This window comes from Burkholderia pyrrocinia (assembly GCF_022809715.1).
Taxonomy (GTDB): Bacteria; Pseudomonadota; Gammaproteobacteria; order Burkholderiales; family Burkholderiaceae; genus Burkholderia; species Burkholderia pyrrocinia_C.
Genome location: NZ_CP094460.1, coordinates 886,336 through 906,382, shown reverse-complemented (window position 1 = coordinate 906,382; position 20,047 = coordinate 886,336). Strand labels below are relative to the sequence as shown.

Annotated in this window: 15 protein-coding genes; 8 read left to right on the top strand and 7 right to left on the bottom strand. The window is 66.9% G+C overall.

Annotated features, from left to right (window positions below):
* Positions 1-502 precede the first annotated feature (502 nt).
* The 5 genes from MRS60_RS20840 (at position 503) to MRS60_RS20820 (ending at position 6,262) form a co-directional block, all read left to right on the top strand.
* Positions 503-2,059, top strand: coding sequence for a 3-hydroxyacyl-CoA dehydrogenase (locus tag MRS60_RS20840; protein ID WP_243566581.1), 1,557 nt, complete (start codon positions 503-505; stop codon positions 2,057-2,059).
* Positions 2,060-2,128: 69 nt separating this feature from the next.
* Positions 2,129-3,451, top strand: a complete 1,323-nt coding sequence (gene paaK, locus MRS60_RS20835) for a phenylacetate--CoA ligase PaaK (protein ID WP_105392383.1) — start codon at positions 2,129-2,131, stop codon at positions 3,449-3,451.
* 38 nt (positions 3,452-3,489) lie between these two features.
* Positions 3,490-4,290: an enoyl-CoA hydratase-related protein gene (locus MRS60_RS20830; protein WP_243566580.1), complete on the top strand. Its 801-nt coding sequence runs from the start codon at positions 3,490-3,492 to the stop codon at positions 4,288-4,290.
* 127 nt (positions 4,291-4,417) lie between these two features.
* Positions 4,418-5,089 carry a MarC family protein gene (locus tag MRS60_RS20825; protein WP_034180232.1) on the top strand — a complete coding sequence of 224 codons (672 nt, stop codon included), beginning with the start codon at positions 4,418-4,420 and terminating at the stop codon, positions 5,087-5,089.
* A 192-nt stretch (positions 5,090-5,281) separates the two neighbouring features.
* Positions 5,282-6,262, top strand: coding sequence for an aldo/keto reductase (locus MRS60_RS20820; RefSeq protein ID WP_034180231.1), 981 nt, complete (start codon positions 5,282-5,284; stop codon positions 6,260-6,262).
* 36 nt (positions 6,263-6,298) lie between these two features.
* On the opposite strand, the gene MRS60_RS20815 is transcribed toward MRS60_RS20820, so the two are convergent.
* The 5 genes from MRS60_RS20815 to MRS60_RS20795 form a co-directional block, all read right to left on the bottom strand.
* Positions 6,299-7,165, bottom strand: a complete 867-nt coding sequence (locus MRS60_RS20815; RefSeq protein WP_131948885.1) for a CPBP family intramembrane glutamic endopeptidase — start codon at positions 7,163-7,165, stop codon at positions 6,299-6,301.
* Positions 7,166-7,254: 89 nt separating this feature from the next.
* Positions 7,255-7,911, bottom strand: a complete 657-nt coding sequence (locus MRS60_RS20810) for a VC0807 family protein (RefSeq protein WP_243566579.1) — start codon at positions 7,909-7,911, stop codon at positions 7,255-7,257.
* A 142-nt stretch (positions 7,912-8,053) separates the two neighbouring features.
* Positions 8,054-9,991 (bottom strand): sensor histidine kinase, encoded by a 1,938-nt coding sequence (locus MRS60_RS20805; protein ID WP_243566578.1) that lies wholly within the window; start codon positions 9,989-9,991, stop codon positions 8,054-8,056.
* Positions 9,992-10,441: 450 nt separating this feature from the next.
* Positions 10,442-11,506, bottom strand: a complete 1,065-nt coding sequence (locus MRS60_RS20800) for a 2,3-butanediol dehydrogenase (protein ID WP_034180228.1) — start codon at positions 11,504-11,506, stop codon at positions 10,442-10,444.
* A 345-nt stretch (positions 11,507-11,851) separates the two neighbouring features.
* Positions 11,852-12,589 (bottom strand): GNAT family N-acetyltransferase, encoded by a 738-nt coding sequence (locus MRS60_RS20795; protein WP_243566577.1) that lies wholly within the window; start codon positions 12,587-12,589, stop codon positions 11,852-11,854.
* 232 nt (positions 12,590-12,821) lie between these two features.
* Between MRS60_RS20795 and MRS60_RS20790 the strand changes: the two genes are divergently transcribed.
* Positions 12,822-13,307, top strand: coding sequence for a DUF3331 domain-containing protein (locus tag MRS60_RS20790; RefSeq protein ID WP_243566861.1), 486 nt, complete (start codon positions 12,822-12,824; stop codon positions 13,305-13,307).
* Positions 13,308-13,331: 24 nt separating this feature from the next.
* On the opposite strand, the gene MRS60_RS20785 is transcribed toward MRS60_RS20790, so the two are convergent.
* Positions 13,332-14,534 carry a GNAT family N-acetyltransferase gene (locus MRS60_RS20785; RefSeq protein ID WP_217587514.1) on the bottom strand — a complete coding sequence of 401 codons (1,203 nt, stop codon included), beginning with the start codon at positions 14,532-14,534 and terminating at the stop codon, positions 13,332-13,334.
* Between the two features lie 167 nt (positions 14,535-14,701).
* Here MRS60_RS20785 and MRS60_RS20780 point away from each other — a divergent pair, with 167 nt between their 5' ends.
* A complete protein-coding gene (locus MRS60_RS20780; RefSeq protein WP_243566576.1) occupies positions 14,702-16,174 on the top strand; it encodes a PLP-dependent aminotransferase family protein in 1,473 nt (490 codons plus the stop codon).
* Positions 16,175-16,389: 215 nt separating this feature from the next.
* Positions 16,390-17,949 carry a trypsin-like peptidase domain-containing protein gene (locus tag MRS60_RS20775; protein ID WP_243566860.1) on the top strand — a complete coding sequence of 520 codons (1,560 nt, stop codon included), beginning with the start codon at positions 16,390-16,392 and terminating at the stop codon, positions 17,947-17,949.
* 293 nt (positions 17,950-18,242) lie between these two features.
* On the opposite strand, the gene MRS60_RS20770 is transcribed toward MRS60_RS20775, so the two are convergent.
* Complete coding sequence (locus MRS60_RS20770) at positions 18,243-19,541, bottom strand: phospholipase D family protein (protein WP_243566575.1); 1,299 nt, start codon at positions 19,539-19,541, stop codon at positions 18,243-18,245.
* Between the last annotated feature and the right edge of the window lie 506 nt (positions 19,542-20,047).

The window sequence follows — 20,047 nt, the reverse complement described above, 5'->3', positions numbered from 1 at the left end:
TGACGAAGCCCGGCCGTACTATCCGCCGAACGAGGACGATGAAACCGAAGGGTGGCCGCGCGTAATGGCGCTGCCTTGAGTTCGCCGCCGTGAGGCGGCGAGGGGCGCGGGCGGGCTGGAGCCCGTCGCTGGGTGAAACGGTTCGATGAGGCTGGCCGCCGATGGCAGGGCGAACAATCGTGAAGACACGCCGGCCGGAGGCTCGGTTCCGGCCCCGGAAGGGTGGCGGACGATGGACATCGGTGGCGGCGTGACACGCGGTTTCCCCCTGAAATCCGTCGAGTTGTCGAATTTTATCAGGCGTTTGGGGGCCGCAATCTCATATTCGAATGCTTTCATTGACCTTTCGGTTTACAAAAAGTGCCCCAATTCTTCAATTTTTTGTCTTTGCAGTTTCCGTAACGGTCTCTTGCACGACAAATTCGGGCTCGCCCTGACATAAATCTACCGACCGGTCGGTTTATAATCGCTCGCACTTCCACTTCATGACGGATCGCAAGCGATGGCTGTTTCCTCTGCACATTCGGTGAACTCGGGCGCGCTGGCGCCGTCGGCCATCGTCGGCGTGATCGGCGCCGGCGCGATGGGCGCGGGCATTGCACAGGTCGCGGCGGCGGCCGGCCATTCGGTGCTGCTGTACGACCTGAACGAAGCGGCCTGCGACAACGCGCTGGCCGGCATCCGCGCGCAGTTCGCGCGGCTCGCGGAGAAGGGGCGGCTCGAACCGGCACAGGCCGACGCGGCCGGCAACCGGATCCGCGCGGTGCGCGCGCTGGCCGATCTGGCGGGCGCCGCGCTGATCGTCGAGGCGGCGGCCGAACGGCTCGACGTGAAGCGCGACATTTTCGCGACGCTCGAACGCCATGTCGACGACGCGTGCCTGCTGGCGACCAACACGTCGTCGATCTCGATCACGTCGATCGCGGCCGGGCTGCGCGTGCCGCAGCGCGTCGCCGGCCTGCATTTCTTCAACCCGGCGCCGCTGATGGCGCTCGTCGAGGTGGTCAGCGGGCTGGCGACCGCGCCCGACGTTGCGCAGGTCCTGTATGCGACCGCGGCCGCGTGGGGCAAACAACCCGTGATGGCGAAATCGACGCCGGGCTTCATCGTGAACCGCGTCGCGCGGCCGTATTACGCGGAGGCGCTGCGCGTGCTGAACGAGCAGGGCGGCGCGCCGGCGTCGATCGACGCGGTGATGCGCGAGGCCGGCGGCTTCCGGATGGGGCCGTTCGAGCTGATGGACCTGATCGGCCACGACGTGAACCTCGCGGTGACCGAGTCGGTGTTCCGCGCGTATTTCAACGACCCGCGCTACACGCCGTCGCTGATCCAGCAGGAGCTCGTGAACGCGGGTTTCCTCGGGCGCAAGTCGGGGCGCGGCTTCTATTCGTATACGGACGGCGCGACGCCGCCCGCGCCCGATCTCGAGCCGCCGCGCGATGCACCGTCGGATGTCATGCTGTACGCGCAGGATGGCCCGGCTGCCGCGCTGCACACACGCTTCGCCGAACGCGTCGCGCTCGCACGGCCAGCCGGCGCGCATCCGGACGACCTGCTCGCGATGGCCGGCCGCGCGTCGATCGCGCTGACCGACGGCCGCACGGCCACCGCGCGCGCCGCGCAAACGGGCGTGGCCGATCTCGTGCTCGTCGACCTCGCGCGCGATTACGCGCAGGCCGGGCTCGTTGCGCTGACACGTGCGCTCCAGTGCAGCGATGCCGCCTATGCGGACGCGGTCGGTCTGTTCCAGCAGGCGGGCTTTCGCGTCGTCGGCGTGGCCGACGTGCCGGGGATGATCGCGATGCGCACCGTCGCGATGCTCGCGAACGAGGCGGCCGACACGGTGAACCAGGGCGTGTGCTCGCCCGCCGATCTCGATCTCGCGATGGAGAAGGGCGTGAACTACCCATGCGGCCCGCTCGCGTGGGCCGATGCGATCGGCATCGGGCGTGTGTTTCGCGTGCTGTCGAACCTGGCGGCGAGCTACGGCGAGGACCGCTATCGCGTGTCGCCGCGCATCGCCGCGCTGCATGCGGCCGGCCGCACGTTCCGGTCGTAGCCGCCGGCCCCGGCCACTCCGATTACCCCGAACACGATAACGACATCACTCCATTGGAGGAGCACCCCGATGACCCACCCGACGCATCCCGCCGCCGCCCTCGAACCGATCGAGACCGCCAGCCGCGACGAACTGCAGGCGCTGCAGCTCGAGCGCCTCAAGTGGTCGCTGCGCCACGCGTACGACAACGTCCCGCACTATCGGCGCACGTTCGATGCGGCGGGCGTGCATCCGGACGACCTGAAGACGCTCGCCGATCTCGCGAAATTCCCGTTCTCGACGAAGAACGACTTGCGCGACAACTATCCGTTCGGGCTCTTCGCGGTGCCGCGCGAGCAGGTCGTGCGCGTGCATGCGTCGAGCGGCACGACGGGCAAGCCGACCGTGGTCGGCTACACCGCGCGCGACATCGACACATGGGCGAACGTGACCGCGCGTTCGATCCGCGCGGCCGGCGGCCGCCCGGGCGACACGCTGCACAACGCGTTCGGCTATGGCCTCTTCACGGGCGGCCTCGGGATTCATTACGGCGCGGAGCGGCTCGGCTGCATGGTCGTGCCGATGTCGGGCGGGCAGACCGAGAAGCAGGTGCAGCTGATCCGCGATTTCGAGCCGAAGATCATCCTCGTCACGCCGTCGTACATGCTGAACCTGATCGACGAGATGGTGCGGCAGGGGATGGACCCGGCCGAGTCGTCGCTGAAGATCGGCATCTTCGGCGCCGAGCCGTGGACGCAGGCGTTGCGCGAGGAAGTGGAGACGCGCGTGGGCATCGACGCGCTCGACATCTACGGGCTGTCGGAAGTGATGGGCCCGGGCGTCGCGTGCGAATGCGTCGAGTCGAAGGACGGCCCGGTGATCTGGGAAGACCATTTCTACCCGGAGATCATCGATCCCGTCACGGGCGAAGTGCTGCCCGACGGCAGTCAGGGCGAGCTCGTGTTCACGTCGCTGACGAAGGAAGCGATGCCGGTGATCCGCTACCGCACGCGCGACCTCACAGCGCTGCTGCCGCCGACCGCGCGCGCGATGCGCCGTCTCGCGAAAATCACCGGCCGTTCCGACGACATGCTGATCGTGCGCGGCGTGAACGTGTTCCCGAGCCAGATCGAGGAGATCGTCGTCGCGCTGCCGGCGCTGTCGGGCCAGTTCCAGATCACGCTGTCGCGCGACGGTCACATGGACCGGCTCGACATCGCGGTCGAACTGCGCTCCGAGGTTGCGGCGTCCGTTACCGAAAGCGATCGCGCCGTGCTCGCGCGCGAGTTGCAGCACCGGATCAAGACGATGGTCGGCGTGTCGTCCGGCGTGACGGTGCTCGCGGCGGGCGGCATTCCGGCGACCTCGACCGGCAAGGCCCGGCGCGTGATCGACCGCCGCCAGGCCGCCTGATTCCGATGTTTGCCGTTCTACCCGAGGAAACCTGTTCGATGGATGAATTGAAGACCCTGGCCGTCGCGGTCGATGCGCGCGGCATCGCGACCGTGGCGCTGCAGCGCGGCGACGTGCTCAACGCGTTCGACGAGACGATGATCGCCGAGCTGACCGACGCATTCACGGCGCTCGGCCGGCGCGACGACGTGCGCGCGATCGTGCTGCGCTCGGATGGCCGCGCATTCTGCGCGGGCGCCGACCTGCAGTGGATGCAGCGCGCGAGCGCGAACGATGCGGCAGCGAACCTGCGCGACGCGCAGCGGTTCGCCGCGATGATGCGCGCGATCCGGCAGTGCCCGAAGCCGACGGTGGCACGCGTGCAGGGCCACGCGTTCGGCGGCGGCGTGGGCCTGTGCGCGGCCTGCGACATCGTGATCGCGAGCGACCATGCGCGCTTTTCGGTGAGCGAGGCGCGTTTCGGAATCCTGCCGGCCGTGATCGGCCCGTATCTGGTCGAGGCGGTCGGCCAGCGCCAGGCGCGTCGGCTCGCGCTGACCGCGACGCAGCTCGCCGCCGGCGAAGCCGTCGCGATCGGCCTGATCCACCAGGCCGTGCCGCTCGACGCGCTCGACGAAGCGCTCGAACGGACGCTCGCGGAACTGGGCCGCAACGGCCCGAACGCGCTGATGGAAATCAAGCGCTTCTTCGACGCGATCGGCGAGTATCCGCCGTCGGACGAGCGCGCGGCGTTCACCGCGCAGACGATCTCCCGCGTGCGGGCGACGCCGGAGGCGAAGGAGGGTTTCGCCGCGTTCTTCGCGAAGCGGCCGCCGGCGTGGGAAGCGGGCGCCGAGTAAGGGCAAAGCACGACGATCGGCGGCTAAGCGCGCCCGGCCGCATTTTGCGTCTCGGGCGCGGGCGCTTGCTCTACAATGCGTGACCCCCGGCACGCTGCCGGCCCAGCCCCGACCGATTCTTCGCCCGATGATCGTCAACCGCCTTATCTCCGAGATCCTGTTCGGCTTCACCGGCCTGATCGGCATCATCAATCCGATCGGCATCGCGTTCCTGTTTCTCGAGCGGACCGAGGCGCTCACCGAGCACGAGCGCGACCTGCTCGCGAGGAAGGTGGCGTTCAACGCATTCATCGTGCTGATGGTCGCGTTCTTCGCCGGCACGCCCGTGCTGCATTTCTTCGGGATCTCGATGGAGGCGCTGCGGATCGGCGGCGGCCTGGCGGTCGCGGTGGCGGGCTGGCAGATGCTGAACGAGCCCGACGTGCCGGGCGGCGGCGACACGCCGGTCAAGCCGATCGATGCGAACGCGATCATGACGCGCGCGTTCTTCCCGCTGACCGTGCCGCTGACGGTCGGCCCCGGCTCGATCTCGACCGCGATCGCGCTGAATGCGAACCGCACGCACAAGCTGTCGGAGTTCATGCTGTCGAGCATCGTATCGATTGCCGTGTCCGTGCTCGTCGCCGTGGTGATCTGGCAAACCTACAGCCGCGCCGCGCTGCTGTCGCGCTACCTCGGCACCGAAGGCACCAAGGTCGCGATGCGCGTGTCGGCGTTCCTGCTGCTGTGCATCGGCGTGCAGATCATGTTGACCGGCTTCTCCGCGTTCCTGCAGCCGATCGCCGACCAGGTCAAGTAACCCGCCCGTCCTTTTCCGCGTTGCGACCGTGCACCCGATGCGCGCAGCGTGCCGGCGTGCGCGTCATACGCGTTTGCGCGGCGCGGGATAACATGCGACGTCTGGCGGATGCGCGGCGCACCGTTCGCGCCCTGCGCGCCGAACGGTGGCGCGCATCCGGCCGCAAGCTCAACTTCAATGACGAGGCGTGCGATGGAATACGTGAAATTCGGATCGACCGGGCTGGAAGTATCGAAACTGGTGCTGGGCTGCATGACGTTCGGCGAGCCGTCGCGCGGCACGCATCCGTGGACGCTGCCGGAAGCGGAAAGCCGCCCGATCATCCAGCGGGCGGTCGAAGCCGGCATCAACTTCTTCGATACCGCGAACATGTATTCGGACGGCACGTCGGAGGAGATCGTCGGCCGCGCGCTGCGCGATTTCACGAAGCGTGACGACATCGTGATCGCGACCAAGGTGTTCTACCGGATGCGGCCGGGGCCGAACGGCGCGGGCCTGTCGCGCAAGGCGATCATGACCGACATCGACCAGAGCCTGAAGCGGCTCGGCACCGATTACGTCGACCTCTACCAGATTCATCGCTGGGATTACGGCACGCCGATCGAGGAGACGCTCGAGGCGCTGCACGACGTCGTGAAGGCCGGCAAGGCGCGCTATATCGGTGCGTCGTCGATGTTCGCGTGGCAGTTCGCGAAGGCGCTGTACACGTCGAAGCAGAACGGCTGGACCCGCTTCGTCAGCATGCAGAACCACCTGAACCTGCTGTATCGCGAGGAAGAGCGGGAAATGCTGCCGCTGTGCGAAGCCGAGGGCATCGCGGTGATTCCGTGGAGCCCGCTCGCGCGTGGCCGCCTGACGCGCAACTGGGACGAATCGTCGGAACGGCAGCAGAAGGACGACGTCGGCCAGCGGCTGTACGACGCGACGGCCGATGCGGACAAGGCGGTCGTCGACGCTGTCGCCGCGATTGCCGCCGCGCGCAACGTGCCGCGCGCGCAGGTCGCGCTCGCATGGGTCGCGCAAAAGCGCGGCGTCACCGCGCCGATCGTCGGCATCTCGAAGCCGCAGCAGCTGGACGATGCGCTCGGCGCGCTCGAGTTGAAACTGACCGACGACGAGATCGCCAAGCTCGAAGGCCCGTACGTGCCGCACGCGATCGCCGGGTTCAACTGAGCGCGGTATCTCGACGGGCGGCGCCGCGCGCCGGGATCAGCGCGCGGCGTCGAGCATCGGGTAGGTGAACAGGCCGAAGTGGACGACGTTCAGCCCCGCATGCGCGAGCGCGGAGGCGAGCAGTCCGCCGCGCCGCCACGCGAGGCCGTAGCCGACGCCGGCCGCCGTGCCGAGCACGATCCATTGCCAGCCGCCGGCCGCGTGCGCGGCGCCGAACAGTACTGCGCCGATCGCGAGCGCGGCCCACGGGCCCCATGCGAACGCGCGGAGCGCGCGCGTCAGCCCGCCTTGCACGTAGCCGCGGAACAGCGCTTCCTCGGCGAGCGTCACGAGCAGCAGGTTGTTCACGAGCCACAGCCAGCCCGACGCCGGCCATTTGGGCGCCCAGCCGACCATCCCGAACGCGAGCGCGCCGGCCAGACATGCGGCGGCCGTCGCGACGGCCGCCACTGCGCCCGTGCGCAGCGCGCGCGACAGCGCGACATCGGGTGCGACCCACGGCAGCACCCACAGCAGCCACAGGCCGACCAGCGGCTTGTCGAGATTCAGGTACATCGTGAACGGCACGGCGTCCGGCGTGAAGCGCGTCGGGGCGATCACGAGCGGATTGTGGAAACCGGGGATCAGGTGCAGGCTCAGCGCGATCGCGAGCGCGGCAAATACCGCGTGCGCGGCGATCCGCACCGCGAGCGGGCGCGCGGGTGACACGCCCCACGCGGCCGCGGCCAGCAGCGCTAGCGGCGCCAGCGCGACCGGTTCGAGCTTGCCGAACGCCAGCGCGCCGGCATAGCCGAGCACGGCCAGAATGAGGCTCAGGCCGTGCTGCGGGCGATGCCACACGAGTGCGGCGGCCGCGAACAGGGCGAGCCAGATCGTGGCGCACGGAAGGAGCGAAAGGGACATGACAGGAAACGCATAGGTCGGACAAGACGCCGCGCATCATACAGCAGGCGCGGCGACATGCCGCCGGGCCGGCGCCGGCCGGTCGGCCGTCAGCGACCGGCGACCTCGGTGACGCCGTCGCGGGTCGGGATGTCGACGCTGTTGCGCACGCGCATCCGCCGCCGGTACCAGAATGTCCACATCAGCAGACAGCCGAACACGGTGTAGCCCATGATCGGCGACACGACCAGCACGCGCTCGACGGGCCAGGTCACGACCATCCAGCAGCGCAGCAGCATCTCCAGCGTCATGAAGGTGCCCCATACGAGGGTCATCCGGCGGAGCATCTGCCGCAGCCCCGGCTGTGCTGCCCAGACCGATTCGAAGTGCGCGGCGCCGCCGGCCATTTCCCGCGCCACGGTGGCGCGGGCCAGATAGAAGATCAGCGGACGTTCGCGGAACAGGGACAGCAGGAACACGATGCCGATCGTGCCCGACGCGAGCGACTCGCGCATCAGCAGCGTGCGCGGGCTGCCGCCGAACGCCATTCCGGCGATCGACAGCGCGATGCCGAGCAGCACGACGGCCGCCACCGCGTCGACGCGGCGCGAGCGGACGAATTCGACGATCGACCAGATGATCGGCGGAACCGCCGACGCGTAAAGCGCGCCGGTTTCGCCGAAATACGGATGCGCGACCCGGTACGCGACCCAGGGCAGCAGCAGGTTGACGAAGAGTTCGAGAATCAGGCCGGCTCGCGGTTTCACGGTACGCAATTCCACGCAGGTTGGGGCGAACGCGCGACGGGCGTGGTTGCCCGCGGTTGCCCTGAAAAGGGTTCGGTCCAGTATATCGAAGAATCGCGCCGGGCTGCGGTGTTGCAACGGCCGTTCGCCGCCGGCGCGTTGGTCACGCATCACGCATTGGGGCTGCCGGCAGCGTGATCGTGACCGTGGTGCCGTGCCGCACGACGCTATGCACGTGGATCTCGCCTGCGTGCCGTTCGACGACCGCCTTGACGAACGCCATGCCGAGCCCGACGCCGCCGGTTTCCGGTTGTCCTGCGGTGCGAAAGCGCCGGTAGCGCTCGAACAGCCGCGTCTGGTCCGTGCTGCTGATCCCGCATCCGCTGTCGCGAATCGTGCAGCGCACGGTCTTGCCGTCGGCGCTCGGCTCGACCCGGCATTCGACGCTCGTCAGCGATGCGCTGTACTTGATCGCGTTGTCCAGCAGGTTGATCAGCGCGCGCGACAGCAGGGCCGGGTCGCCGAGCACGATCGCGTCGTCGCGGCGCGGCACGTCGTCCATCGAAATGAGCTTCTGGTGCGCGTGCGGCCAGACCGCGTCGCGCGCCTCGTTCATCAGGTCGGCGAGGTTGACCGGCACGCGCTCGTATTCGCTGGCCTCCGCACGCGACAGCTGAGCGAAACCGTCGGCCATCGCCAGCGTGTGCCGCACGAGTTTGCCGATTCTCGCGAACTGCCGCTTCTTCTGCGCGTCGTCCGCATGCTGTTCCTGCGTGGCGATCAGGATGATCAGCGACGTCAGCGGCGCGCGCATGTCGTGCGAGAACAGCGTCAGCATGTCGTTGCGCTGGCGCTCGAGCATGTCGCGGCGTACGTAAGCGTTGCGCAAGGTCTCCAGCGCTTGATGAATGCGGGTGATCTCGGGCGCGATTCCGCGCGGCATCGCGACGTGAGCCGTATCGCCGTTGCTGAGCGCGATGATCCGGCGGCCGAGCGTATCGAGCGGCTTCGACAGCAGCCGCTGCGTGCCGCGCGCGAGCGAGAACAGGATCGCGATGCTGAGCGCCGTCGCGAACGCCGACATCGCAACCTTGATCCGGGCCGTGTTCCGGTCCGAAATGACACGACGCCGGGCAACGTCGATGACACGGTCGCGCAGCAGTTCGCACGGCCGGAAGTACGGGACGATCGTCCTGGAAAAATCGGTGGCGCTCATCGTGTAGGCGCCAGTCTGGCCGTTCGCGACGATCGTGTCGACAAGCGGGAGAAGATGAGTGTCGAACGCCGTGTTGAGCTGTGCATACTCGCGCGCCACGTCGACATCGTCGAGCTGCGCGCCGATCGCGCCGTCGACCAATGCGCGCAATTGCTCGATGCGTCCGCGCATCCGCATGATGTCCGCGAACTGCGCGCGGTCGAGCGGCTGCCGCGCGAACATCGGGGCAATGAGCAGCGAACCCGTGCGCCCCGCGTATTCCCGGAGGTCGCTCAGCAACCGCGCCAGCAGGATCGCGCCCGACGTGTGCGGGTCGCGCATTGCCGTATCGGTCATCGCGCCGTCGATCAGTAACGAAACCGTGTCGACGGCCCGGAACAGGTGCGCCTGCGCGTGCTGGATATCGTGAACGGTCCGTGACGCGAGCGGCCGTGCGTCGAGCGCGTCGACTTCCGCGCGTGCGTCGGCGAGCGTGACCCGGATCGCGTCGAGCGCGTGCAGCAGGTTGCCGCGCTTGCGATCGTCGAGTGCGCTCGCCTGCCCGATGCCGGCGCGAAAGTGTTCGAGCGCCTCGTCGGATCGCGCACGCGCGGCGAGCAGGTTGCGCACTTCCGTCGCTTCGTCGTGCTGCAGGCGTACCAGCAGGTCGTTCGTCGGGCCGCGCTCGGCCGAGATCATGTTGGCCGCGACCATCGCGCCGTGGATTAATTCGAAGCCTTGCAGGTCGGCGTTTTCCTGCCGGTATTGCCGGAAACTTCCCCAGACGATCGTGCCGCACAGCAAGGCCAGCAGCGTGGTGACGAGCGCGAAGCCGATATGCGTCTTCTGCTGGATCGTCAGCGATCGACCGTTGTTTGCGTATTCCCGATTAAATGACATATTCATGACGCGTCATGTTTGCAAGCTATCCCGGGTAGGCCCGGGTTCTCGGCCTGTCGGCGCCGTTGCGCCGTGAGGTTCAACAGGTATTTCGCCGTCACGCGGCGGCAACGATCCTGACCGGGATGCCGGATCGCGCGTTGCACAGGATCGCCTTGCGCCACCTTCCTGTCGACACCGGATGAATCGTGCTTGACTCGGGGGAAACCCTGATCTCTGGTTCGACGGGTGGGGTGTTGCGGCTAATGGTTTGGATTGCGAATGTTTTGAATCGCCGTGTATGGCCGGAGAACGGCTTGAAATCGCTTCGGATGACGACAGCAGGGAAGAGGGCGCTGGAGGGGAATCGTTCGGCAAACGTTTGCGTCGCCCATGTCCGGGGCGACTCTTGCGGGAGGAACAACGGCACGCGTGCCGCGGCACGAATCGTTGCCGCAGCCGCGGCCGCGTGCGCCGTCAGGCGACGGCAGGCTGGACGATGATCTTCACGTTCCGGTCCTTGTGGTTGACCAGTTCTTCGAAGCCTTGCGTGACGATGTCGCCGAGCGCGATGCGTCCGGTGATGAGCGGCTGCACGTCGATGCGGCCGTCCGCGATGAAGCGGATCACGTCCGCGAATTCGCCGTTGTATGCGAGCGAGCCGATCACTTCCTTCTCGGTCGACACGATGTCGAAGAAGTTGAACGACGTCGGCTCCTCGAAGATGCCGACCATCACCGACTTGCCGGCCTTGCGGATCACGTCGATCGCCAGCTTCGCGGTGGCCGTGTGCCCGATGCACTCGAACGACACGTCGGCGCCGTAGCCGCCCGTCAGCGCCTTGACTTCCGCGATCGCGTCGGACGTCTTCGGATCGATGACGACGCTCGCGCCGACTTCCAGCGCCTTCTGCTTGCGCGCGGCCGACATTTCGAGCGCGATCACGCGCCCGGCGCCGGCGGCCTTCGCGCACATGATCGTGCACAGGCCGATCGTGCCCGCGCCGACCACGACGACGGTCTGCCCGACGATGTTGCCGGCCTTCTTCACCGCGTGCAGCCCGACCGCGAGCGGTTCGATCAGCGCGCCGGCTTCGGTCGGGAAGTTGTCGGGCAGCTTGTACAGCAGCTCGGCCGGCACGTTCACGTATTCGGCGAACGCGCCGTTGTTCATCAGCCCGGTGAACGCGAGGTTTTCGCAGATGTTGTACAGCCCGTGCCTGCAATACCAGCAGGTGCCGCAATGCTGGCACGCGTCGGCCGTCACGCGGTCGCCGACCGCGAAGCCCGTCACGCCCGCGCCGAGTTCGGCGATCTCGCCGCTGAACTCGTGGCCGAGGATGCACTGGCCCTTCAGGCCCGTCAGCGGATGCGGCGCATCGACCGGGATGAACACGGGGCCCGCGACGTATTCGTGCAGATCGGAGCCGCAGATGCCGCACCAGTGCACGCGAATCGTGACCCAGCCGGCCGGCGGGCGCTCCGGAACGGGAACCTCTTCGACGCGGATGTCGTGGCGGCCGCGCCAGACGGCGGCTTTCATGCTGCGGGCGGTAGTCGGTGCCGGTGTACTCACGTTGCTGTCTCCGTCAGGTTGTCGTCGGGCGTGAGGCGTCGCTGCCGGTGCGCCCGTCGCGCGATTGCGCGATCGAACGGTATGCAGGAACGGGGCCAGCGTGAATCGGTGCGGTGCGGGGTGGTCGGGCAGGGGCGGAAGTGTGCGACGCACTATTGCGCTATACGCTTCTCAGGAAGCGATATGACGAGAGTCCGTGCGTGAATTTGCTGCGGTTGCGCAGTCGCGGGCCGGGTGAGACGCCGGGACGTTCGTCTCAGCGAAATGAGACGAATCGCGAGACGAACGGCATTGGTGCGATTCGAAGCGCGCTCAGGCGACGACTTCGTCCACCGCGACCGGCGCGAGCGGCGTGAATCCGGCGGCGCGGTACAGCGGCTGACCGGCCTCGGTCGACACGAGCCACACACGCCGCGCGCCACGTTGGCGCGCGTGCGCGACGATCGCGGCGAGCAACTGCATTGCGAGGCCACGGCGCCGGTATGCGTCCGCCGTCCCGACCCGGTCGACGACGATATCGCGCGCCGACGCGAAGCCGTAGCGCGCGGTGGCCGCGATTTGCCCGTCCAGCCGTTGCGTGAACAGGAACGCGGCCGGATTCGGCCGGAACGGCGGAAATGGGGCGCTCGCATTGAACGCGTCGATGTCGCCCGACGTGCGACAGGCGAGTGCTTTCGCGAGGGCGTCGTCGCCGGACAGCACGCCGATATCGGCGGCCATGAAATGCTCGTCCGACAGCCGGCGCGTCCTGCCTTGCAGCGCGGGCGGCAGCGGTGCGGCGCCATAGCGCGTGATCCATGCGCCGACGGCGAACGGGCCGTCGCTGCACACGGGCGCGCCCTCGATCATGAAATGCTCGAAAGGCCGGCCCATGCCGCCATCGAACTGTACGACGTGGCCGTCCGGGCTGTCGTGCAGCGGCGCGTCGCGCCGGTCGCGCGCGGCGCAGTACCCGGCGATGAAGGTGCGCACGGCGGCCTTGCGGTGGAGGAAGGTCGACCAGACCGAGTCGAGCGGAAGCGTGGCGTCAGCGGGGGAGGCAGTCGGCATGCGTATGTACGCGGCGGCGTCGGGGCGAAGCCGACAGCTTAGATCAGGATGCCGTCGCTGTCGCGCCGGCCCATTACAGCGATCGGCGAAACGCATCGTTGCGCAACTTTTCCTTTACTTGAAGTGAACTTCAATTTGTATCATGTGCGCCAGTCCGATCGCGGCCGCCGTCGCCGGCGCGGCGATCGGACTAGCGCCGGTGCCGTTCAACCTGCACGTCAATCCTTCAAGCATGCCGAACACCATGGAAAGCCCGATCTGCGAAGAAGATGTGTCGTGCGAAGCGCCGGCATCTGGCGAACACGATGCGATGCCACTGCACGGCGGCGGCGTCGGGCATCCGCTCGTGACGATCGGCCCCGCGCCGGTTCGGGGGCATGCCGCAGCCGCGATGTCGCCGTTGCGCCCGCAACTGTTCGTCACGGTGCTGGAGGCCGGCGATGACGGGTTGCTGATTCGCTGGGTCGAGAGCGGCCGTTGCCATTACGGCGAGCAGCGCTGGCGCCTGCGTGTCGCATTGCAGCCGGGCCGCTGTGCGATCTCGGGGCGGCCGATCGAGCCCGGCGAGCCGGTGTTCCGGCCGGTGCGGCGGCCCGTGCCCGCGAATGGCGACGAGATGATCTGTCCGGCGTCGGTGCCGTGCGCGGCCGGTGCGGCGCGGGCGGACGTTGTGCCCGAGGACGACGCTTCACGGGACCCGGCCGACGTTCTCGACTGAACGCCGGCCGGCCACTACACCGCGCTACTTCTTCAGATCGTGCCGGTACTGGATGAACCCGGCATTGTTCGCGAGCCTGTCGTACAGCGCGCGCGCGGTCGTGTTGGTTTCATGCGTGAGCCAGTACACGCGGCTCGCGCCGGCTTCGCGGGCGCGTTCGTACACGGCCTCGATCAGCGCGCCGCCCGCGCCTTGCCCGCGTGCGTCGGGCGCCGTGTACAGGTCCTGCAGGTAGCAGTACGGCCCTTCGGTCCAGCACGAGCGGTGGTAGATCGAATGCACAATCCCGACCAGCGCGCCCGATGCGTCGAATGCACCGAGCACGAACATCGGCTCGGCGGGATCCATCAGGCGCGCCCACGTCGTCGCGAACACGGCATCGCTCAGCGCGGTGTCGTAGAACTTCTGATAACCCTGCCACAGCGGGCGCCACGCAGCTTCGTCGGCGGCGACGAGCGGGCGCACCGTGACGCGCGTCGCGTCGTTCGCGCGGGCGGCCGCGTCGCGCGCGTTCGCCTGCGCGTGGCGGATCGCGGTGAGCGACCGGCGCTGCTCGCCCTGTGCGTCGAAGTTCTCCGGCGCGAGCCACGCGTCGAACGCGGCGCGTACAGCCGGCCATTCGCCGTCGACGATCGAATACCACGCGGTGTCGCGACTGCGGCCCTTGTAGACGATCGCCTGCCGGAACGTGCCTTCGTAGCGGAAGCCGAGCCGCGCGGCCGCCTTACGCGACGGCGCGTTCAGGTCGTCGCACTTCCATTCGTAGCGCCGGTAGCCGAGCGTGTCGAACGCATACTTCATCAGCAGGTACTGCGCTTCGGTCGACACGGGCGTGCGCTTGAGCAGCGGCGAGAACGTGACGGAGCCGACCTCGATCACGCCGTTGGCCGGATCGATGCGCATCAGCGCGAGCGTGCCGACCGCACGGCCCGTGGCAACGTCGATCACCGTGTAGTGCAGCGGATCGGCGCTTGCCTGCGCGCCGCGCGCGTAGTCGCGGTAGCCCGACTCGTCGGCGTACGGCCCGTGCGCGAGATAGGTCCAGTCGCTGCCGTCGGGCGCCTGCGCGTAGGCCGCATACAGGTCGGCCGCGTGACGCTCGGCGTCGAGCGGCTCGAGCCGGCAGTAGCGGCCCTCGAGCACGATGCGCTCGGGGCGTGGGCGCGCGGACCAGTCGGGAACGGGGTGGCCGATGGGTTGCTGGAAGGCGTTGGTGAGCGTGGACAAGGTCGATCTCGCTTCGGTTGGCGGCCGGCGACATGCCGGCATGCAGACGATCGTAGTCGCGGTGAGGTACCATGAAAAGCGCCACAGATCGGCAAATTTATGGTGCCACGCCACGGGCGCCACTAGCCGTGCGCCGTGCTCCGACACTTTCACGCTGCGATGTTCCGATGACGACTGTCTTGCCTTCCGGCGACTCTCCGTTGCTGCCGCTCGACGCGCCGCTGGCGCGCACGCCCGGCGCGCCTTCGCTGCAGCGCCAGTTGCTGCGCCGCGTGCGCGACGCGATTCTCGGCGGCGCGATGCCCGCCGGCACGCGGCTGCCCGGCACACGCGCGCTGGCCGAGACGCTCGGCGTGTCGCGCAACACGACGGCCGCCGTCTACGAGCAGCTCGTCGCCGAAGGCTTCCTGCAGTCCGACCGCCGCGGCACGCGCGTGGTCGGGCTGTCGCGGCCGGGGCCGCCGCGCCGGCGTGCCGCGCCGCCGGCCGTCGCGCAGCGGCTCGGCCGGATTCGCCCGAGCCTCGTCGGCCGCGGCGAATCGGAGGGCTTCCGGCCGGGCGTGCCCGCGCTGTCGCATTTCCCGGTGGATGCGTGGCGGCACGCGATCGACCGCGCGCTGCGCCGTGCCGCCCGCGACTTGCTCGCCTATGGCGATCCGCTCGGCGAACGCGCGCTGCGCGAATCGATCGCGCGTCACCTGGCCGTGACGCGCGGCGTGCGCTGCGATCCCGAGCAGATCGTGATCACCGAAGGCGCGCAGGGTGCGATTGCGCTGTGCGCGCAGTTGCTGACGAACCCGGGCGAGACGGTGTGGGTCGAGGAGCCCGGCTATCGCGGCGCGCGCACCGCGATGCAGGCGGCCGACCTCGATGTCGTGCCGATGCCGGTCGACGCCGAAGGGCTGCGCGCGGAAGAGGACGACTGGTGCGAGCGGACGCCGCGCCTCGTCTATACGACGCCGTCGAACCAGTTTCCGACCGGCGCCGTGCTGTCGATCTCGCGCCGGCTCGCGCTGATCGATGCCGCGCGCCGGCATCGCGCGTGGATCATCGAGGACGACTACGACAGCGAATTCCGCCACACCGGCGAGCCGATCGGCGCGATGCACGGGCTCGCGCCCGATTCGCCGGTGGTCTACCTCGGCTCGTTCAGCAAGACGATGTTTCCGGCGCTGCGGATCGGCTTTCTGGTGCTGCCCGAGGCGTTGCTGACCGCCGTGCGGTCGGTGTTGCCGGAGATGCTGCGCGGCGGGACGCGCCACGTGCAGCTCGCGCTGGCGGATTTCATCGAGACAGGCGAGTACGGCCGGCATCTGGGGCGGATGCGTCGGTTGTATCGCGACCGGCGGCGGTTGCTGCTCGCCGCGCTCGACGGCAGCCTGAGCGTGCCGCACCAGGTCGAGGGCGGGCCGTGCGGATTGCATCTCGCGCTGCGGCTGCCCGCGCGTTACCGCGACCGCGCGATCGTCGACGCGGCGCGCGCGCATGGCATCGGCCCGTTTCCGCTGTCGGGGTTTTCGATTCATGCGGAGTCGGCGGCCAACGGGCTCGTGCTCGGTTTCGGCAATACGTCGGCCGATGCGTTCGAGCCGATGTTGCGGACGTTGTCGGCGATCGCGGAGCGGGTCGGCGGGGATTGAGCGGTCGCCGGACTTGTGCGGATTGACGAATCGCGTGCTTTGTTCGAAACGAACGCCGTCGCGGCTCCGCGGCCGCTGAATCACCCGGCATGCGGGTTTCGATTCGTATGTTTCATCGGGCCGCGTGGAGTATAAATGGATGCGTGTACCGGTGCTTGTCGGGTGCCTGCGCGTCTCGCGCAAGTCGGCGCCGCGACTGCCGGGGGAGGTGCACCGTGGTTCGCCAGACGCTTGCTCGCGCCGTGCTTCGCACCGCGTTGATCGGCGGCGTGTTTGCCGGTTTCTTGCTACCGCCGCCAGCGGCCATGGCGGGGACCCTCGCACCGCCCGTCAAACCTGCCATGAAGGAAAGGCCGGCCGCCGCGCCTTACGCGATGCCGGTCGATTTTCCGGCGATCGTCGATCGCTACGGCCCGGCGGTCGTGACCATCATGACCGCCGCGCCCGACCAGCAGGCCGGCGGACCGTCCTTCGCGATGCTCGATCCCGACGATCCGCTCGCCGCGTTCTTCCGGCGCGGCGCGCCGGCGCCCGCGCAGGGCTCGCAGGCGCCGCCGCCCGACACGGCGCTGCGTGCGGTATCGGGCAGCGGCTCGGGCTTCATCGTCAGCGCCGACGGCCTGATCCTGACGTCCGCGCACGTGGTCGACGATGCGACCGACGTGACGGTGCGGCTCACCGACCGCCGCGAATTCAAGGCGACGGTGCTGGCCGTCGATCCGCAAAGCGATGTCGCCGTGTTGCGTGTCAGCGGAACGAAGCTGCCGTTCGTGCGTGTCGGCGATTCGGCGAAGGTGCGTGCGGGCGAACCGGTGATGACGATCGGCGCGCCGGACGGATCGGGCAATACGGTCACGGCCGGCATCGTCAGCGCGACGTCGCACCGGCTGCCGGACGGCAGCGCGTTTCCGTTCTTCGAAACCGATATCGCGCCAAATCCCGACAACTCGGGCGGCCCCGTGTTCAATCGCGCGGGCGACGTGATCGGTATTGCGGTGCAGGTCTATACGGGCGCTGACCGCTACGCGAGCATGACGTTCGCGATCCCGATCGCGTTCGCGGCAAAGGTGCGTGCGCAGCTACAGACGCAGATGCAGGCGCAACAGGCGCAGGCTCAGGCTCAGGCGCAGGGCGCGCCGTCAGTCAACGCGTTCGGCGTCGACGTGCAGGATGTCGGCATCGGGCTGGCCGCGGCGTTCGGGCTGCCGCGTCCGGCGGGCGCGCTCGTCAACGGCGTCGCGCCCGGCTCGCCGGCCGCCGCGGCCGGCGTGAAGCCCGGCGACGTGATCGTGAAGCTGGGCGACAAGCCGATCGGCCGCTCGGCCGAACTGAACGACCTGGCCGCCGCGCTGTCACCCGGCGAGAAGGTGTCGCTGCGGGTGATTCGCAAGCGCGCGCCGGTGATGCTGACGATCACGGGCGCCGACGACGCGGCCGGCAGCGCGGGCACGACAGTCGGCATGGTTGCGCCGAAGGCCGCTGCACGGCCGGGGCCGGGGGCGGGCGAAGGCGGCGATCGCCTGGGGCTGACGATGCATGCGCTGAGCGACGACGAGCGCCGCTCGACGGGGCTCGCTGTCGGGATGATGGTGGACGCGGTGCACGGCCCGGCAGCGAGGGCGGGCATCCAGCCGGGCGATGTCGTGCTCGAGATCAACGACACGCTGCTCGAGACGCCGGACGACGTGCAGTCGCTCGAAGCGAACGGCACCGTGATCGCGCTGCTGATCCAGCGTAATAACGCGAGGAAGTTCGTGTCGGTGCGGGTGCGGTAGGGTGTTGACGTGGCCGGTGTCGTGCGCCTGTCATCGTCCAGTATCGCTGGCAGACGGCCGGGCATTCAGGAGCCGTTCCGCGTGAAAGCGGCGTTCTTTATCGTAGTTGTACGCTGGCGCAGGGTCCGGTAGCGGTGCCGAGCGGGCACTCATGCGCCCACGACTCGTTCGGGGGCTTTTTTGGGGGGCTTCGTGGAATTCAGTGGGTGTCGCTTGCCGACCCGTTTGAGCCATCGGATCAAAGTCGTCGGCCGTCCGCTGCCCCACCTACTTAAGACAGCGGAGATCCAGTTTCACAGTTGAGCGACTTCCGACCCGAAAAATCGAAGAACCTTGGTTGTTCGTCCATTGATGACCGGAAGTTGCTCACGATTACACCAGCCGATCAATTCTTGGACATTTGCGCGCCCGAATTCGGCGAGTTTGTATTGTGGATTGAAAATTAAATTGGCCATTCGTTGCTCGACGCTATCAGTCCCAAACACAAGATATGTCAGAGAGTCACGAACCTTTTTAGCGTCATTGATCGCCACAAACGTGGACTTCCAAGTTGACATTCCACCCTCGAAGAATCTAAATCTATCATGGAACGAGTGCAGGGTACACAGGGCGTCGAACAGTTGTTCTGGCAGCGTATTCTCGATTGAATCATGTGATTCAAATACTTCCATGAGTCGAGGATAGGTCTCGTGTACTACTGTACGCTCGAAGTACTCCCAAGGCGTCTCACTCCATTCTTGCACGAGATCATTGATTATCCGTATTTGGTCCGAGATAGAACGAAGTGGCGCCTGCCGCCATGCATCGCCTTGGGCTTTGCGTTCACGAACGAAGCTGATGAATGAATCTATTTCAAGGCGCAAAGGGATAAGGCTATCGTCGGCTTTCCTATACCCAGTAGCTTCGTACGCGTAGCGGACAATATTGAATGCAGATAGGCTCTCTTGGTATGTCTTGCGAAACTCTTCGAGATACATCCCTTGGCTTGTTAACTTGGGTCTGTCGCGAGTGATGTTCGCCGGTGAGAAGTCGCCGAACTGGTTAAGAACCTGTTGCCCTAGCTGTTCCGCGGCTGCTTGGTGCTGCTGAAATTTATTGAAGAACTGCTTGTAGCCCTTTAAATCAACGTCACCCAATACCCTCGCTTCCTCCCAATACTCGGAAAAAATGTAAGAGAGGTCTGCGAATCGATCATCGTCTCGACCAATGCCCACGACGATCTCTTGATTGGTCAGAATGGCCGATCCTGTGAGGTTCGCTGAGCCGACGAAGGCAATCTCGTCTCCAAAGATATATAGCTTCGGATGAAAGCTATGGCCGGTGAAGTACCGCATCTGCACGCGAGGATTTGTCATCAGACGTTCCAACGCGTGCGGGTTGGTCGGAAAACCCAACCTAACGATCAGTCGAACGCTGCAACCTGAGGCAACCAATTCTTCAACGACGGAGGCTTCGGTAAAGAACGCCACAGCAATGTAAACGTTGCATGCCGAACGCGCTGAATCGAACAGTGCATTTCGGACAAAGTCCCTTTGGTGATTGCGATTTGCATATAATCCAGGCATTTTTTTCTCTGAAAGTTCGAGCTTCACAGGTCGCGAAAATTGGTCACGCGATCGACGCTCGCGGTAGCGCTGGTGCTCTTGCCAAACATCGCGCAGCAGGCAATTCTAGCTCAGGCATGTGTCGTATCCGGTAGGATGTGTGATCGTTATCCAATGACAGCGATACGTGCAGCACGTTATCGGACGTCCACCGTATCGCAAACTATTCACTTACGTTCTCGCGATTATCGCAATAATCCGAGTATACGTTGTATATCGAGTCTCCCGCCCGGAGCGCTTTGATGTTTGATGACGCATCATAATCCATGCGGAAACCTCCCCCGAACGCGGCGTGCAGATCACAAGAATTCGCGGGACTCGTGCCGCCACGTTAAGTACCGACACAACCCCTCAAGGTCTGGGAACAGTGTACTCTGATTTATACCGACCCGATCCAACGAAGCTAGAATGGAATCGACGTACCTTGATGGAATTACAAATTCACTGAGTTGCTTGATCGCCAAGCTTTGCCGTTCAAGCGGAACGAAGCATTG

Excerpts from the sequence above, each read along its gene's own strand:
- paaK (WP_105392383.1), top strand. The coding sequence starts at position 2,129 with ATGACCCACCCGACGCATCCCGCCGCCGCCCTCGAACCGATCGAGACC.
- MRS60_RS20795 (WP_243566577.1), bottom strand. The coding sequence starts at position 12,589 with ATGCCGACTGCCTCCCCCGCTGACGCCACGCTTCCGCTCGACTCGGTC.
- MRS60_RS20825 (WP_034180232.1), top strand. The coding sequence starts at position 4,418 with ATGATCGTCAACCGCCTTATCTCCGAGATCCTGTTCGGCTTCACCGGC.
- MRS60_RS20840 (WP_243566581.1), top strand. The coding sequence starts at position 503 with ATGGCTGTTTCCTCTGCACATTCGGTGAACTCGGGCGCGCTGGCGCCG.
- MRS60_RS20800 (WP_034180228.1), bottom strand. The coding sequence starts at position 11,506 with ATGAAAGCCGCCGTCTGGCGCGGCCGCCACGACATCCGCGTCGAAGAG.
- MRS60_RS20780 (WP_243566576.1), top strand. The coding sequence starts at position 14,702 with ATGACGACTGTCTTGCCTTCCGGCGACTCTCCGTTGCTGCCGCTCGAC.
- MRS60_RS20820 (WP_034180231.1), top strand. The coding sequence starts at position 5,282 with ATGGAATACGTGAAATTCGGATCGACCGGGCTGGAAGTATCGAAACTG.
- MRS60_RS20805 (WP_243566578.1), bottom strand. The coding sequence starts at position 9,991 with ATGAATATGTCATTTAATCGGGAATACGCAAACAACGGTCGATCGCTG.
- MRS60_RS20790 (WP_243566861.1), top strand. The coding sequence starts at position 12,822 with ATGCCGAACACCATGGAAAGCCCGATCTGCGAAGAAGATGTGTCGTGC.
- MRS60_RS20830 (WP_243566580.1), top strand. The coding sequence starts at position 3,490 with ATGGATGAATTGAAGACCCTGGCCGTCGCGGTCGATGCGCGCGGCATC.
- MRS60_RS20815 (WP_131948885.1), bottom strand. The coding sequence starts at position 7,165 with ATGTCCCTTTCGCTCCTTCCGTGCGCCACGATCTGGCTCGCCCTGTTC.